This window comes from Cohnella nanjingensis (assembly GCF_014212125.1).
Taxonomy (GTDB): domain Bacteria; phylum Bacillota; class Bacilli; order Paenibacillales; family Paenibacillaceae; genus Cohnella; species Cohnella nanjingensis.
In genome coordinates, this window is the sequence record NZ_JACJVP010000044.1 from 50,746 (window position 1) to 64,018 (window position 13,273).

Below are 13,273 nucleotides of genomic sequence, written 5' to 3' on the forward strand. Positions count from 1 at the left end.
CGGGTTACCGCTCCTGCAGCGCGTACCGTCGAACCCCACTGCGAGCGTACCGTCTAGCCTCTGCGCGAAGAACCGCGCCTGGAGGGAGAGACTACCGCCGCAGCCAGCGGTCCGCCGCGTCCTTGCGCCGGCCCTCCCCTTCCGGGCCGGAGCCTCCTTGGCGATCGAACCGGTACTTCCGCCAACCGGCATAGGTCAGCACCGTGACGATGAACGAACCGATCGTCGCGATGAAGCCCCAAGCCGGCGGGATCAGCGCGGGCCCTGCGGCCGGCTCTTCGCCGGTCGGCGGAAAGAGACCCGCTACCGCGTCCCGCAGCGGCTCGATCAGTCCCGTCAACAGCTTCCCCTCCGGACGGGCCGCCGCGATCACCCGCTCCCCGTACCGGAATACCGAATCGCCCCGCTCGAGGACGGAAGGTTCCCGCGAGATGGCGACCGCCGTGCGGATCAGCGCGTAATGGCCGCTCAACCGGTCGAACGCGGTCTTCGCTTCCTCCGTTACGCGCGGCGGCGTACCGCTGATCCCCGCCGCAAGCGTTGCGATCTCTTCCATCATGAGCTTCCGATATTGGAACCACAGCGAACGATCGGGACTGGCCAGCGCATCCGCCGCCAGCCGCAGGGCGCCTGCGGCCGTCTGAACCTTCGACTCGTCCGGCGTCGCGGCCGCCAGCGCCCGCTTCATCTCCGCGACGCTCCCCGACAGCGCATGAATCCCTTCCGCGGACGGGATCCGCTCCATCGGAAGCCCGCGAAACGCCGTCTCGGCATCTTGAAGCCGGCGGTGGACGGCGAGCGGTTCGCCCTGCTGGACGGCCAGGTAAAGCGCTTCGGCCGCATCCCGGAATGCCGCCGCAGGGTCGATCCCGCCGCTTTCCATGCCGGCTGCGGCAACGTCCCGTTCCCCGGACTGTCCGGCGGCGATCGCCGCGGCAGGCGCCGCGCCGGCCAGCCAGCCTGCGATCAGCAGCGCCGCGATCGCCGTCAAACGCTTGCCGCGATCCCAGAATCCCCTGCGCGCTCTCACGGACATCCCTCCCTCTACTCCAACGTATGAGGGGATGTCCACTCCTAGAACCGGGTTGTCCGCTTACGCTTAGGCCGCCATGCGCTCGGTTCGCGACAGCGCGCCGGGCAGGAACCGGGACAACCCGGCGATCAGCACGCTCAGCGCGGTCAGGAGGAAGGTGAAGATCGCGACCGGGACCAGCTTGTCCATCAGCTCGTTCGGAAGATACGGATACACGCCGAAGCCATAGTCGACCGTATCGTTCAGGAACGTCCAGGCCGCCGCCGCCGCAAGCGCCCACGCGCGGAAGTGGAAGAACCGGGCGTACAGGACGGCGCAGACCGCCATCGACAGATGGGAGGCGACCAGCATCCAATGCTCCCAGACCAACTGATCGCCGTACGCGGCGCCCGCGAAGATGATCGCGGAAGCCCAGACGCCATACTTCACCGAGGTGACGACCGCAAGCGCTTCGATGAGGCTGCGGATCGAGCCCCAGAGCGCGCTGCGGTTCGGCGCAGGCCGGATCCACAGCCAGAGCGCGGCGATCGTGAAGAACAACGAAGCGGTCGGACTGTCCGGCACGAACGGGATCTGCCAATGCGGGTTCCATTTCCACGTGTCCAGGAGCTGATCCTTGTACCAGTAGTATCCGTAGATCGTACCGGGAATGTAGAAGATCATGAGCAGCAGCATCGTCGTGCGATGCAGCAGGATATTCCGGGATAAATACGCGCGCAGGTTCATCCGTGTCCCCTCTTTCTTAAAAAAGACCTGACCGAATTCGGTCAGGTCTCTAGGTCCAAACGATGGGTCGTGCCGCTTACTCGGCGGCCTTCTGCTCGGAGAGCCAGGTGGCCACTTTCTCGATCTCCGCGTCGGACAGCGTTCCCTTGAAGGAAGGCATGCCTTCGCCCTTGCCGTTCGTAATCGTATTGACGATCTCATCCTTGCTGAGCTTGTCGCCGATGCCGGCCAGCATCGGACCGGCTTGACCTTCGAGGTCGGTGCCGTGGCAGGCGATACATTGCGCCTTCATCGTCACGGAGAAGGCTTCGTCTTCCGGCTTCACGAGCGCCGGCACGACGACCTTGCCCGGAATGAAGCGGCCTTTGCCTGCCTCGATGGACTCGCGGTTCTTCTCTTCTCGCTCGATGTGCTCCGGCACGACGCCGGACGCTTCCACCTCTTTGGTGTAGTGGTGCCAGGATACCCACGTGAGGTACACGCTGGCCACCAGCGTCACGAGCATGAGCGAGGAAGCGATCGGACGTCTGTAGAAGCGGCGTTCTTTGCCCGTATCCAGGAACGGAGCGAGGAACAGCGCGCCGAACAAGATGCCCGGAAGTCCGATCGTCCCGAGCACGATGTAGTTCTCGGACGTATACGGATACTTCAGGAGCTGGTAGATGAACAGGAAGTACCAGTCCGGCATCGGGATGAACGAGCCGTTAAGCGGGTCCGCCGGGTAGCCGAGCGGAGCCGGCTCCGCGATCGTCAGCACGAGGAAGCCGACCAGCACCACGACGCCCGCCATCCATTCCTTCAGCAGGAAGTTCGGGATGAAGGCTTCGGACTTGCCCGGATACGCGGTATAGTCCGGCGGCGCGGGCTTGTTCGGATCCGGCTTGCGGATACGCGAGTCGCCTACGAAGACGACTTTTTCTTTAGATTGATGTCCATGTGCCAAAGCTTGCCACTCCTCTCTCTTACAGCGGCCCGGAAATGCCCTGTTTTCGAATCATGAAGAAGTGTGCCGCAAGCAGCGTGAGCAATACGCCCGGCAAGAAGAACACGTGAATCGCGAAGAAGCGAGTCAGCGTCTGGGCGCCGACGATCGTGCCCCCTTGCAACAACTCCTTGATGTAACCGCCGATCCAAGGTACCGAACCGGCGATCTCCATGCCGACCTTGGTCGCGAAGTACGCTTTGTTGTCCCACGGGAGCAGGTAGCCCGTGAACCCGAGGCCCAACATCACGAAGAAGATCAACATCCCGACGACCCAGTTCATCTCGCGGGGCGCCTTGTAAGAGCCCGTGAAGAATACGCGAAGGGTATGTAGGAACATCATCACGATAACGAGGCTTGCGCCCCAGTGATGCATCCCGCGCACGATGACGCCGAAGGCGACTTGGTGCTGCAGGTAGTCAACGCTGTAGTAGGCGTTGATGATATCCGGTACGTAATACATCGTCAGAAACATCCCCGAGAGGATCTGAATGACGGTAATGAAGAACGTCAGGCCGCCGAAGCAATAAACAAAAGCGGAGAAGTGATGCGCCGGGTTGACGTGCTCGGGCACCTCATGGTCGGCGATATCTCTCCACATCGGCGTTACGTCAAGACGTTCGTCAATCCAGTTATACATGCCTTTGAACATGGGACGAGACGCCCTCCTTCTACTTCACGCGGGTGTTGGCTTCGAGCGGTCCGAGGTATACCCAGCCGTTCTCGACCTTCACTTCGTATTCGTCCAGCGGTTTCGGTGCCACTTTCAATTGCTTGCCGTCTTTGGTGTATCTTGCGCCGTGGCAAGGGCAGTGATACAGGTTCGGCGCTTCTTCGCCGCCCCAGCTGATCGTACAACCCAAGTGCTTGCACACCGGAGACAGCGCGAAGATCTTGCCGGCATCGTCCTTCGCGACGAATGCCTGCAGCTTCGGATCGCTCTCGTACCATCCGTCTACCTGATGGATCTTGAAGTCGATCTTTTGCGGCTCCGCGGTTACTTTCGTTTCCTCGACGACCTTCACGAAAGGCGTCGCTGCCTTCTTCTGCAAGAGCGGGTCAACCGCAAACCGAAGCATCGGTAAAATGGCCCCGCCCGCCATAAATGCGGTGGCGCCGCCTAGCGTATAGGACAGAAACTGACGGCGAGTCATTTCTTTGCGCTTGATCGGCTTGTGCGAGGTTTCGTGCTGCTGATTGTGGTCCATTTTTTCTACCCCCTTTGCCCACCAATGTCGCGTCCGTCACGGACTTCACCTTTTGTTCACAAGGACATAACTATAATAGCCCACGTGTCAAGGAGCGTCAAGAATTGCCACCTGGGATTCCCGCGCCGCCGGATTCAGCCAGCCTAAATTGTTCTCAAATTGTCACAATTCTCCGCCTAGGCCGCCTGCCATTGGTATGCCCCAATCCGTAGCCGCTCATGCGTGCGCGGCGTCCGTCGCATATAATGAAGGAAAAGCTTCGCTCCCCTCCGGCTCAAGCGCCGGAAGAGCGCTTCCAGAGCGCGGTCACCGCTTGCCGGATCCGCTCCGGATCGGGCGCTTCGTCCGCCGCTTGCGGCTGCAGGATCATGTCCGCGGACGGCAGCTGCGCCTCCGTCCATCCCCCGTTCCCCGCTACGACGATCAAGTGCCGGTAGCCTTGCCGCTTGATGCTCGCGCACAGCGCCTCCAGGCGGGCTGCGCCGCCGGCCGGGTCCCCGTCGTAATGGCTCGCCGGGAGCGTCACGGTCCGGCCGCGGAACGAGGCTTCGAGCGGGGACAGCCAGTCGCCCGTCCGCCCGATCTTCTCCGCCGCTTCCGCAGGCGTCTCTCCGCCCGACAGCCCGCTTACCGGGAGCAGCGCCGTATCCAGGAACGGCTGCAGCTCCGCCCAGGTGTCATCGTCTAATTCGCTGAATTTCATCTCGTTCTTCCTTTCTGCCTCCCCGCGGTTAGCGCATCGCTTGGAAAAAGGCCATGGACCGGTCGTCGAAACCCGGCAGCCCTTCGTGCCCGAAGTCGGGGTATACGACCATCCGCTTGTCGGCGACGATCTTGTTGTAGGCGGCGAATTGGGTCGAAGGCGGCGTGATGGTGTCCATCAGCCCGACCGCCATGAGCACTTCGCCCCGGATGCGCGGCGCCAGATACTGAACGTCGATATAGCCCAACCGCTCGAAAAACGCGTCTTCGCGTCGATGCGTCGGATCGAACCTCCGGAAATAATCGCGGATCTCCTCGTACGCGTTTTTCGCCAGATCCATCTCATACACGCGGCGATAGTCGCTCAAGAACGGATAGATCGGCGCAAGCCGCGCCACCCTCGGCTCCAGCGCCGCGCACGCCAGCGTCAGACCGCCCCCTTGCGAAGCGCCCGTTGCGGCGACGCGCGCCGGGTCCACTTCGGGTAGGTTCATCGCGATGCCCGCGAGCTGCGCCGCGTCGAGGAAGATGTGCCGGAACAACAGCTGATCCTCGTGATCGTCCGCTCCCCGGATGATATGTCCGTGCAGGGTGTTGCCCTTCACGCCGCCGGTATCCTCCGAGAGGCCTCCCTGGCCGCGGCAGTCCATCGCGAGGACGGTGAAGCCGAGCGCCGCGTAGGCCAGCTTGGACGTCCAATCGCCCGAATGACCGGAATAGCCGTGGAATTGCAGGAGCGCCGGATGCTTTCCCGCTCCCGCTGGAAGCTTGGGTTTCACGTACTTGGCGTAGACGCGGGCGCCGCGCACGCCCGTGAAGTAGAGATCGTAGCATTCCGCGTAAGGCACTTGGAACGAGGACGGCTCGATCGTAAGCTGCGGATCGACCGCCCTCATCTCGTCCAGCGCGCGCTCCCAGTAGGCGTCGAAGTCCGCCGGCTTGGGGCTGCGCCCCTCGTAAGCTTGAAGCTCCTCCAAAGGCATGTCCACCAATGGCATCTGATATCCCTCGTTTCATTATGTAGGTTGCCAACTCGCAATCTCTATCCTACTCCATCTGAGCCTGCCTGCAAACCGTTCCCGCGCAAAAAAAAAGAGCTGCCGCGATAACGGCAGCCCCTGCTTAGTGTTGCATCGCTTTTAATTCCTCAGTCAGACGATGGAACGCATCGGCGTCCCCCAGTGCCAGCGCATGATCGATCGCCTCGTAAATTTTCTCCGTCCGGTATTTGCGCAGCGCTTCGTCCAGGGCCATTTCCGCCGCCAGCCCCAACATCGTCTCATAGGCGACTTTCATGTCCATCGGTTGCACCTCCAAAGTTCCCGGCGTTCAGGGCGCCTACAACGGGGTCGGGTTCGCGTATTGCTTCCCTTTGCTCACGTAGCTGTCCGCCGTACGTTGCATGCGCTGCAGATCTTGTTCGTTTAACTCCCGGACGACCTTGGCGGGCGTCCCCAAGCATAGCGTATAAGGCGGAATGACCTGCCGCTCGGTTACGAGCGCGCCGGCTCCCACTAAAGCATATTCACCGATCTCGGCCCCGTTCAGGACGATCGCCCCCATGCCGATCAATGTACCCTTGCCTATCTTGCATCCATGCACGATCGCCGCATGCCCGACCGACACGCCGTCTTCCAGAAGCAGCGGCTGATCCGTATTCACGTGCCCGACGACGCCGTCCTGCACGTTGCAGCGCTCGCCGATGACGATCGGCGCCAAATCGCCGCGCAGCACGGCGTTGAACCAGACTGTGCTGTTTTGCCCGATCGTCACGTCGCCGACGATCTTGGCCCCTTCGGCCACGTAGATTCCCGAAGCCAGTCTCGGATAATGCGTCTCGTAACGTATCAACATGCGATGTCCCTCCATCAGCCGGAGATCGGCGCTCCATTCGCTCGCCGAACCCGCCGTTTGGGAAGGATTGTAACAACCCCGCTATCCGCTGTCAACGGACGCGAACGTCCACGGCAGGGCGTCTTCGAACTTCACTTCGTTGCCCGAGACGAGCGCTCTGCCTTGCGGCGTCATCGTGACGACCGCCTCGCCGTCCGCCGTCTCTCCGTAGCGCAGCAGGCCCAGGTGCAGCATCATCGCCAAGAGGCGCCGATCCAGGATGTCCCGCTCCGAATCGTAATAGTACGGCCGGATGAGCGGCAACAGAATCTCGCTCAGCGACGACACCGTCACCCATGCGCCGCCCGACAACCGCATGACCCATTGCACGAGCGCTTGCAGATTCGGGATCGGACTCTTGTACAGCCGCATCCAGAAGCGATACAGCTCCGAGGGGTCGCTGCGGAGCTCGCCGTCGGCCGCCTGCCGCCCCTTCTCGGTCAAGACGAGCCTCTCCGGCAGCTCCTCGATATACTCGGCGAAGTAGCAGTAGTCGTAGAGCAAGGAGAAGCGGTCCGGATACTCCCGGTAGCGCCTCCCGTAGCCGAAGCGGAAAGCGCTCTTGCCGGGAAGCGGCTCGACGACGGACAATAGGTCGAGCAGCTGCTGGAGCTGACGTTTGTAAATGTAGCCGTCGGAAGTGAGCGGGACGTCGTGATCCCGGACGAACCGCGCCAGGATCGCGGCGTCGTCGCTGAGCAGGCTGCGCTCGTCCCGATAGGCGGGCGGCTCGGACCTCGCCTGCAGGCCGTCGCGGAACTTGCGGTCCAGCGCTTCGCAGAGCCGCTTTTTCACGTCTTCCGGTACGTGGTACAAGTACTTGGTCTGCTGCGAGAAACCGTTGAAGAGCCAGCCGAACCGCTTGAATCTCGCGATCGCCCCGCGCGCCGGATCGCTCGGGACAGGCGGCGCCGGCGGCGCGGCCGATTCGCGTTTGCGCGAGGATCGCGGCTTCGCGTTCCCGGCGCGTCCCTTGCGGGGATCCGCCCCCGCCGCCTCCGTTACCGCGGATCCCGCGCCTTCCGCCGTCGACCCATCCCGGGGAGCGGCCGACGAAGCGGCGCGGGCCGTCAAATCTTCCAAGCTGTAGGCGGCGCGTTTCTCGAAGAGAAGAGAGTTTAAGAACCTCAGGTCGTCCAGGCTCATCTCCCCTACTCTCGTCTCCAGCGCCTCTCGTCTGCCCAGGACCGTCAATATCGATTGGATCAGCTCGTGCTTGGAATGGCTGCTGCATTCGCAGTCGTACGTGTCGGCGATATTCGATAGCTGTGCAATATCGGCGTAGCTGAGCATATCCGCCAGGTTCATCGGCAACCCTCGTTTCCGGCGCGTTTACATGCATTATCGGTCGGAACATCCGGCTTTAAACGTGGTCCTGCGCGATTGGCCTGCGAATCGTTCGCTAGAATTCGATAAACGCTGCATTCAGGCATCCTATTCGTATGCGCGCGAGCAGGAACGTCCGGCGCCCCGTCTGCGCTCCGAGCGCTTTTTCCTGCTGCCGGATGCTCGAGCGCCGACCGCCTCCGTACGCGCGCAACGAAAAAAAACGCCTGCCGGACGAACCGGCAAGCGCTCCTATTCTCTTAAATGCGCGGTGCAATTGTGCAGCACCGGCACCCACTCGGTATCTTCGCGCTCCAGGATCGTCAGCGACAGATTCGAGATATGGCGATCGTCTACGCCGGTTCGCAGCGCCTGCAGCATCTGGGCAAGGAAGCTCCCGTGGGTGACGACGAGCCAACGACCGCCCGCATGGCTATCGGAGAACGCTTCGACGAAAGCCATGCCTCTCGCCCGGACGGCCGCATCCGTCTCCTGGTCGGGCACCCGCCGGCGCCAGTCGGCGCCCCATCGGGCCAGACGCTCGGCTTCGGTCGTCCCTTCGGCCGATCCGAAGCTCCTCTCCCGCAGCCGGTCGTCGACGAGCAGCGGGATCCGCAGCCGGTCCGCCAGGATGGAGGCGGTCTTGCTCGCCCGCATCAGGTCGCTGCTGACGACGCCGTCCCAGGTCGCGGGCTCCCGCGAGAGCCGGTCCGCCAACAGTCTAGCCTGACGCTCTCCTTCGACGTTCAGCGGAATGTCCGTCGTGCCTTGAATTTTGCCTGCCTGATTCCATGCCGTAAGGCCGTGTCGAATCCATCCGAGCCGCATCCTTCCGCTCATGCGCGCACCCGGGAGAACCAGTTCAAGATCAGCAGCGTCATGATCACGCCCAGCAAGGAGAGCGCGATCCAATACTCAGGCATGACTGGAGACACGTGGAGCACGATCGGATCGCTGAGGCTGGCTACCGGCACGTCGACGAACAGCTGGCTGCCCGATCGGTCCGTCAACGCGTTCGCGGTCTCCATGACGCCGGTCATCGCGGCTCCTTCGCCGGAGGAACGGTCGTACAGCGTGTAGAGGAATCCGCAGCCGAAAACCGCGAGGAGCGCCGTAAGCATGCTCGCCACGCGAATCCGGAATGCGCCGGTGAAGGCGTACGTGCGTCGGGAAGCGGGCAGCAGCCAGTCCTCCTCCGCATAGATACGGTTCATGACGTTCCGGTTCATCTCGGCGGCCGCGATCGTCTCTTCCTCCGGCTCGTAGGCGTCGGGAATCTCCCGGATAAGCGCGAAGCTCTCCTCCCACAGGCGGAACTGCTCGGCGCAAACGGCGCAATGCGTCAGGTGGTCATCCACCTCTAGACGCTCCGACGCCTCCTCGGGCCAATCCCAATAGTCGGCGAGCCGGTCCTGAACCTCATCGCATTCTGATCTCATCGCGACTTCAACTCCTCGTACTCCTTCATCAGCATCCGTTCGGGCTCTAGGAAATACACCTCAAGCTGACTCTTCACGCTCGCCCGCGCGCGGAACAGCAGCGACTTGACGGCGCTGACCGTCTGTCCGAGGATGTTCGCGATCTCTTGGTAGTCCAAACCGTCGTACTCCCTTAAGATGAGAGCGGATCGCTGCTTCTCCGGCAAGTTGTTGATCGCTTCCCGGACCATCGAGACTTTCTCGTTGCGAAGCAGCATCTGCTCGGGTGCCGCCTCCGCGGGCGCTGCCGGTATGTAGGTCATGTCGTCGAGCGACAGGTGCGCGGTCTTCTGCTTGCGCAGCTCGCTGAGCACGGTGTTGCGGGCGATGGTATACAACCAAGTCGAAAACGACGCATCGACTTCGCGGAACGAATGAAGACTCCGGTAGGCCTTGTAGAACGTCTCCGAGCACAAGTCCTCGGCGAGCAGCTCCAGCTTGGCGCTGCGAAGCATATGATAAATGAAGGATAATATCTTCTTCTGATATCTGCTCATCAACGTGGAATACATCTCCACGTTGCCGTCTTTGATTTCCCGAATCAGTTGAGAATCGGTCATCATGATAACGCGACCTCCACCTTCCAGGGTGAACGTTCGCGGCCGGTCTTTTCCTTATACCGGCCCTAAACGAAAAAGTTGCGCATGCGCGCAGAATATGTAATGGCGTACCCCAAGATTTTACATAAACTATTGATATTGTATCATATCGCCGGTATGTGAAAGGTTAAATCTCGCTTAAAATTTTCTCAAAATGAAACGGTAAAACGATCCAGTTCCAAATGCGCGCGAAATAAAAAACACGTATGACCTTACCAGGTCACAGGCTATAATGAAAATTGCTATAACCTATAAAAGGATAGTTCAGCGGAGAATCCGGCCTTTACGAGCTGCAACGATAATATCTACATGGCCTATCTGATTCTTATTTGGTGGTAAGCGGACATTCCGACATTCTAAGCACCTATTGTTCCGTCATCATAGATTTGTCGGACCTCCAGACCTCCNNGCCATTTTTTGATTGTTTTTTCGATTTTCTACTGAATAAGTTGTACTTTTGCAAGTAAATGCCTCTTCTCCGCCGACGGGAGCCAAATAAGTTGTATGAATGCAACTTATTGGGGAGCAGCCACCACGAGAAAGAACCACGAGAAAGCACCACCAGCGAGCACCGCCGACAAGCACCACCGACAAGCACCACCAGCTAGCATCACCGACAATCACCACCGGACAAGCCCCAGCCCATGAAGTCCGGGCGACCTTTGCCCAATCGAAGACGAATATTCCGTACGATTATCAGGTGTTTAAGCCCCTGAAAGCGATAATGGCCAAGCCCCATTTTCATAAAAAAAAAACCACCCGCGAGGGTGGCAGCACGCAAGGTGCTCAATTGGATAGGAGTGGAGAGAAACCATACTGTACTTTTATTATATGTATCCGTTTACATTTTGTCAATAAGCGTTTTCATTTTTTTTGAAACCGAATTTTTTACGAAAAAAAGGCCGCGCCCACCCTTGGAGCTGCGGCCGATCCATATCGATTAAAAATAGACCGAGTATTGCAAGGACTGCAGCAGCGCGACCGCCCGCTCCAGATCCTCCGCGTGGCGGAACGAGAGCCGCAGCACGCCCGGCACGTCTTCCCTGCTCTCGATGATGTGCAGGTTGCTCAGGTTGATCCTCGCTTGGCCGAGCTCGGTCGCGATACGGCCGACGATGCCGGGCTGATCGGGAACGTCGACGTAGCATTCGTGCAGCGACGTGATCATGCCCTTCCGGCGTTCGGGCAGATGGCTGCGGAATTCGCCGGCTTGCCGGAACCGCGACTCGATGCCTTCGCCGTCCTCCTCGCGCAGGAGCTGCTCGAACCGCTCGATCTCGCCCCTCCAGTCGCCCAACAACTTGAGCAGCACGTTCCGGTTGTTCAGCAGAATATCGCGCCAGATGAACGGATCGCTCGACGCGATGCGGGTGATATCGCGGAAGCCGCCGGCCGCCAAGCTCCGGTACAGTCCGTTCGTCTCGTTGTAGCGGGCGATCTGGTTCACCAGCGCAACGGCGATGACGTGCGGCAGATGGCTGATGGCGCCCACGATGTCGTCATGCAGGATCGCGTCGGTCTTCACGACGTTCGCGCGCGTCCATCGAAGCAGCTCTTCGAGTCGCGTCAACGCCGCGACCGGCGTATCGCCGGTGGGCGTCAGCACGTAATAAGCGTTCTCGAACAGGTCCGGCGTAGCCGCTTCGACGCCGGAGCGCTCCGAACCGGCCATCGGATGGCCGCCGATGAAGGTGGCGCCCCGCAGCTTCAGCCGCTCGGCGTATCGGACGACGGACGCTTTGGTGCTGCCGACGTCGGTGATGATGCAGCCCGGCTTCAGCGGCAGCGCCGCGATCCGGTCCAGGTATTCGTCCAGGTTGCCCACCGGCACGCACAGCACGATGAGGTCTGCGTCCGCCGCGGCCGCCTCGAGGGACGTGGTCGCTTCGTCTACGACGCCGAGGCTCAGGTACTTGTCCACGGACGATTGCCGGATGGAATGCCCGACGACGTGGAGGCCGGGCTTGCCTTTCCAGCAGAGCGCGAGCGAGCCGCCGATCAATCCCACGCCGAAGATGGCGATGCGGATCGGTTCGCTCGGACCCGTGGCGGAACTGCGGTTAAAGTCTATCGACTCTGCGCCCATCCTATACCTGCACCGCGACTTCCTGCAGCGCGGATTCGAGCGCGGCGATGACCTTGGCGTTCTGCTCGGCGCTGCCCACGGTGATGCGAATGGAGGTCGGGTAATGACGATGGCCGGCGCGGACGATGACCCCTCTGCGCAGCAGCGCTTGGAAGACGTCCTGGGACGGCCGTTGAACGTCGACCATGATGAAGTTGCCGTAAGCCGGGAAGGCGAACAGTCCAAGGCGCTCGAAGGCGGCTCTCAGCGTCGCCAGCCCTTCCCGGTTCGCCAGGCGGCAGCTGTCGATGAACGCGTCGTCCCCGATGGCCGCCAGCGCGGCCGCTTGGCCGAAGCGGGACGTGTTGAACGGCTCCCTCACCTGGTTGATCGAGCGGATGACTTCCGGCCGGCCGATGCCGTAGCCGATGCGCAGCGAGGCGAGCCCGTAGATTTTGGAGAACGTGCGCAGCAGCACGACGTTCGGGTATTTCTTCAGCAGCTCGAGCCCGTTCGGGAACGAGGGGTCGTCGATATATTCGCAGTAGGCTTCGTCGAGCACGACCATGACGCGCTGCGGCACCTTGGCGAGGAACCATTCGAGCTCGTCGGCCGTCACGATCGTGCCTGTCGGATTGTTCGGGTTGCAGATCCAGACGATCTTCGTCTTCTCGCCCACCTTCTCCAGCATGCCGTAGAGATCGTGGGTGCCGTCCTTGAGCGGCACTTCGACGCAGACGCCGTTCTCGATCTCGACGTTGTGCCTGTACTGCGGGAACGTCTGGTCGGCCATGATCGTCTCGTCGCCCGGCTGCAGGAACGCTCGCGCGATCATGAGGATGACCTCGTCGGAGCCCGCGCCGAAGATGATCTGGTCCGACTGAACGCCGAAACGCTCGGCCAGCGCGTTCGTCAGGTCGACGGCCGCGCCGTCCGGATAGATGCTGATGTTCGCGAGCTCGCGGTTGATCGCTTCGATCGCGCGCGGGGAGCTGCCGAACGGATTCTCATTGGAAGCGAGCTTGATGACTTCGGTCAATCCCAGCTCGCGCTTGACTTCTTCGATCGGCTTGCCCGGCTGGTAGACCGGCAGATGGACGATATTCGGTTTGGGTTGCATGATCCAACGACCTCCTGGTGAATAGGGGACTCACTACTGCGGCGTCTCCCGGCAGCGGGCCGACGCTTCTCACACGGGCGATCCGGCCGAAGGACGGGCGAATCACGCTCCTCCGCCGGATCAAGAAAAACGGAGCGTCGC

15 protein-coding genes are annotated in these 13,273 nt (G+C 61.3%); all 15 read right to left on the minus strand.

Translation table 11 applies throughout. The annotated features are described in order from the left end of the window. Positions 1-91 precede the first annotated feature (91 nt). Entirely contained in the window at positions 92-1,030 is a 939-nt protein-coding gene (locus tag H7C19_RS25865; protein ID WP_185671977.1) for a sporulation protein YpjB, read from the minus strand. A gap of 69 nt (positions 1,031-1,099) precedes the next feature. Continuing rightward, a complete protein-coding gene (locus H7C19_RS25870) occupies positions 1,100-1,759 on the minus strand; it encodes a DUF1405 domain-containing protein (protein ID WP_185671978.1) in 660 nt (219 codons plus the stop codon). A 76-nt stretch (positions 1,760-1,835) separates the two neighbouring features. Then, positions 1,836-2,702 (minus strand): menaquinol-cytochrome c reductase cytochrome b/c subunit, encoded by an 867-nt coding sequence (locus tag H7C19_RS25875; protein WP_185671979.1) that lies wholly within the window; start codon positions 2,700-2,702, stop codon positions 1,836-1,838. Between the two features lie 19 nt (positions 2,703-2,721). Continuing rightward, positions 2,722-3,393 (minus strand): menaquinol-cytochrome c reductase cytochrome b subunit, encoded by a 672-nt coding sequence (gene qcrB, locus H7C19_RS25880; RefSeq protein WP_185671980.1) that lies wholly within the window; start codon positions 3,391-3,393, stop codon positions 2,722-2,724. A gap of 19 nt (positions 3,394-3,412) precedes the next feature. After that, positions 3,413-3,949 (minus strand): Rieske (2Fe-2S) protein, encoded by a 537-nt coding sequence (locus H7C19_RS25885; protein ID WP_185671981.1) that lies wholly within the window; start codon positions 3,947-3,949, stop codon positions 3,413-3,415. 274 nt (positions 3,950-4,223) lie between these two features. After that, positions 4,224-4,652 carry a DUF2487 family protein gene (locus H7C19_RS25890; protein ID WP_185671982.1) on the minus strand — a complete coding sequence of 143 codons (429 nt, stop codon included), beginning with the start codon at positions 4,650-4,652 and terminating at the stop codon, positions 4,224-4,226. A gap of 28 nt (positions 4,653-4,680) precedes the next feature. Then, positions 4,681-5,649 carry an alpha/beta fold hydrolase gene (locus H7C19_RS25895; RefSeq protein WP_185671983.1) on the minus strand — a complete coding sequence of 323 codons (969 nt, stop codon included), beginning with the start codon at positions 5,647-5,649 and terminating at the stop codon, positions 4,681-4,683. 124 nt (positions 5,650-5,773) lie between these two features. Continuing rightward, positions 5,774-5,953: an IDEAL domain-containing protein gene (locus H7C19_RS25900; RefSeq protein WP_185671984.1), complete on the minus strand. Its 180-nt coding sequence runs from the start codon at positions 5,951-5,953 to the stop codon at positions 5,774-5,776. A 36-nt stretch (positions 5,954-5,989) separates the two neighbouring features. Then, entirely contained in the window at positions 5,990-6,505 is a 516-nt protein-coding gene (locus H7C19_RS25905; RefSeq protein WP_185671985.1) for a gamma carbonic anhydrase family protein, read from the minus strand. Positions 6,506-6,586: 81 nt separating this feature from the next. After that, positions 6,587-7,852 carry a hypothetical protein gene (locus tag H7C19_RS25910; protein WP_185671986.1) on the minus strand — a complete coding sequence of 422 codons (1,266 nt, stop codon included), beginning with the start codon at positions 7,850-7,852 and terminating at the stop codon, positions 6,587-6,589. 270 nt (positions 7,853-8,122) lie between these two features. Then, positions 8,123-8,710 carry a histidine phosphatase family protein gene (locus H7C19_RS25915; RefSeq protein WP_246469805.1) on the minus strand — a complete coding sequence of 196 codons (588 nt, stop codon included), beginning with the start codon at positions 8,708-8,710 and terminating at the stop codon, positions 8,123-8,125. After that, on the minus strand, positions 8,707-9,309 hold the full coding sequence (locus H7C19_RS25920; RefSeq protein WP_185671987.1) for an anti-sigma factor family protein: 603 nt from the start codon (positions 9,307-9,309) through the stop codon (positions 8,707-8,709). The genes H7C19_RS25915 and H7C19_RS25920 overlap by 4 nt, the downstream gene beginning before the upstream one ends. After that, positions 9,306-9,908, minus strand: coding sequence for an RNA polymerase sigma factor (locus tag H7C19_RS25925; protein ID WP_185672089.1), 603 nt, complete (start codon positions 9,906-9,908; stop codon positions 9,306-9,308). The genes H7C19_RS25920 and H7C19_RS25925 overlap by 4 nt, the downstream gene beginning before the upstream one ends. A 979-nt stretch (positions 9,909-10,887) precedes the next feature. Next, complete coding sequence (locus H7C19_RS25930) at positions 10,888-12,033, minus strand: prephenate dehydrogenase (protein WP_185671988.1); 1,146 nt, start codon at positions 12,031-12,033, stop codon at positions 10,888-10,890. Position 12,034: 1 nt separating this feature from the next. After that, a complete protein-coding gene (hisC, locus tag H7C19_RS25935; RefSeq protein ID WP_185671989.1) occupies positions 12,035-13,132 on the minus strand; it encodes a histidinol-phosphate transaminase in 1,098 nt (365 codons plus the stop codon). Positions 13,133-13,273 lie beyond the last annotated feature (141 nt).

Bases quoted from the DNA above. Each gene is read 5' to 3' on its own strand.
- H7C19_RS25870 (WP_185671978.1), bottom strand. From the start codon at position 1,759: ATGAACCTGCGCGCGTATTTATCCCGGAATATCCTGCTGCATCGCACG.
- qcrB (WP_185671980.1), bottom strand. From the start codon at position 3,393: ATGTTCAAAGGCATGTATAACTGGATTGACGAACGTCTTGACGTAACG.
- H7C19_RS25885 (WP_185671981.1), bottom strand. From the start codon at position 3,949: ATGGACCACAATCAGCAGCACGAAACCTCGCACAAGCCGATCAAGCGC.
- H7C19_RS25890 (WP_185671982.1), bottom strand. From the start codon at position 4,652: ATGAAATTCAGCGAATTAGACGATGACACCTGGGCGGAGCTGCAGCCG.
- H7C19_RS25895 (WP_185671983.1), bottom strand. From the start codon at position 5,649: ATGCCATTGGTGGACATGCCTTTGGAGGAGCTTCAAGCTTACGAGGGG.
- H7C19_RS25900 (WP_185671984.1), bottom strand. From the start codon at position 5,953: ATGGACATGAAAGTCGCCTATGAGACGATGTTGGGGCTGGCGGCGGAA.
- H7C19_RS25905 (WP_185671985.1), bottom strand. From the start codon at position 6,505: ATGTTGATACGTTACGAGACGCATTATCCGAGACTGGCTTCGGGAATC.
- H7C19_RS25910 (WP_185671986.1), bottom strand. From the start codon at position 7,852: ATGAACCTGGCGGATATGCTCAGCTACGCCGATATTGCACAGCTATCG.
- H7C19_RS25915 (WP_246469805.1), bottom strand. From the start codon at position 8,710: ATGAGCGGAAGGATGCGGCTCGGATGGATTCGACACGGCCTTACGGCA.
- H7C19_RS25920 (WP_185671987.1), bottom strand. From the start codon at position 9,309: ATGAGATCAGAATGCGATGAGGTTCAGGACCGGCTCGCCGACTATTGG.
- H7C19_RS25925 (WP_185672089.1), bottom strand. From the start codon at position 9,908: ATGACCGATTCTCAACTGATTCGGGAAATCAAAGACGGCAACGTGGAG.
- H7C19_RS25930 (WP_185671988.1), bottom strand. From the start codon at position 12,033: ATGGGCGCAGAGTCGATAGACTTTAACCGCAGTTCCGCCACGGGTCCG.
- hisC (WP_185671989.1), bottom strand. From the start codon at position 13,132: ATGCAACCCAAACCGAATATCGTCCATCTGCCGGTCTACCAGCCGGGC.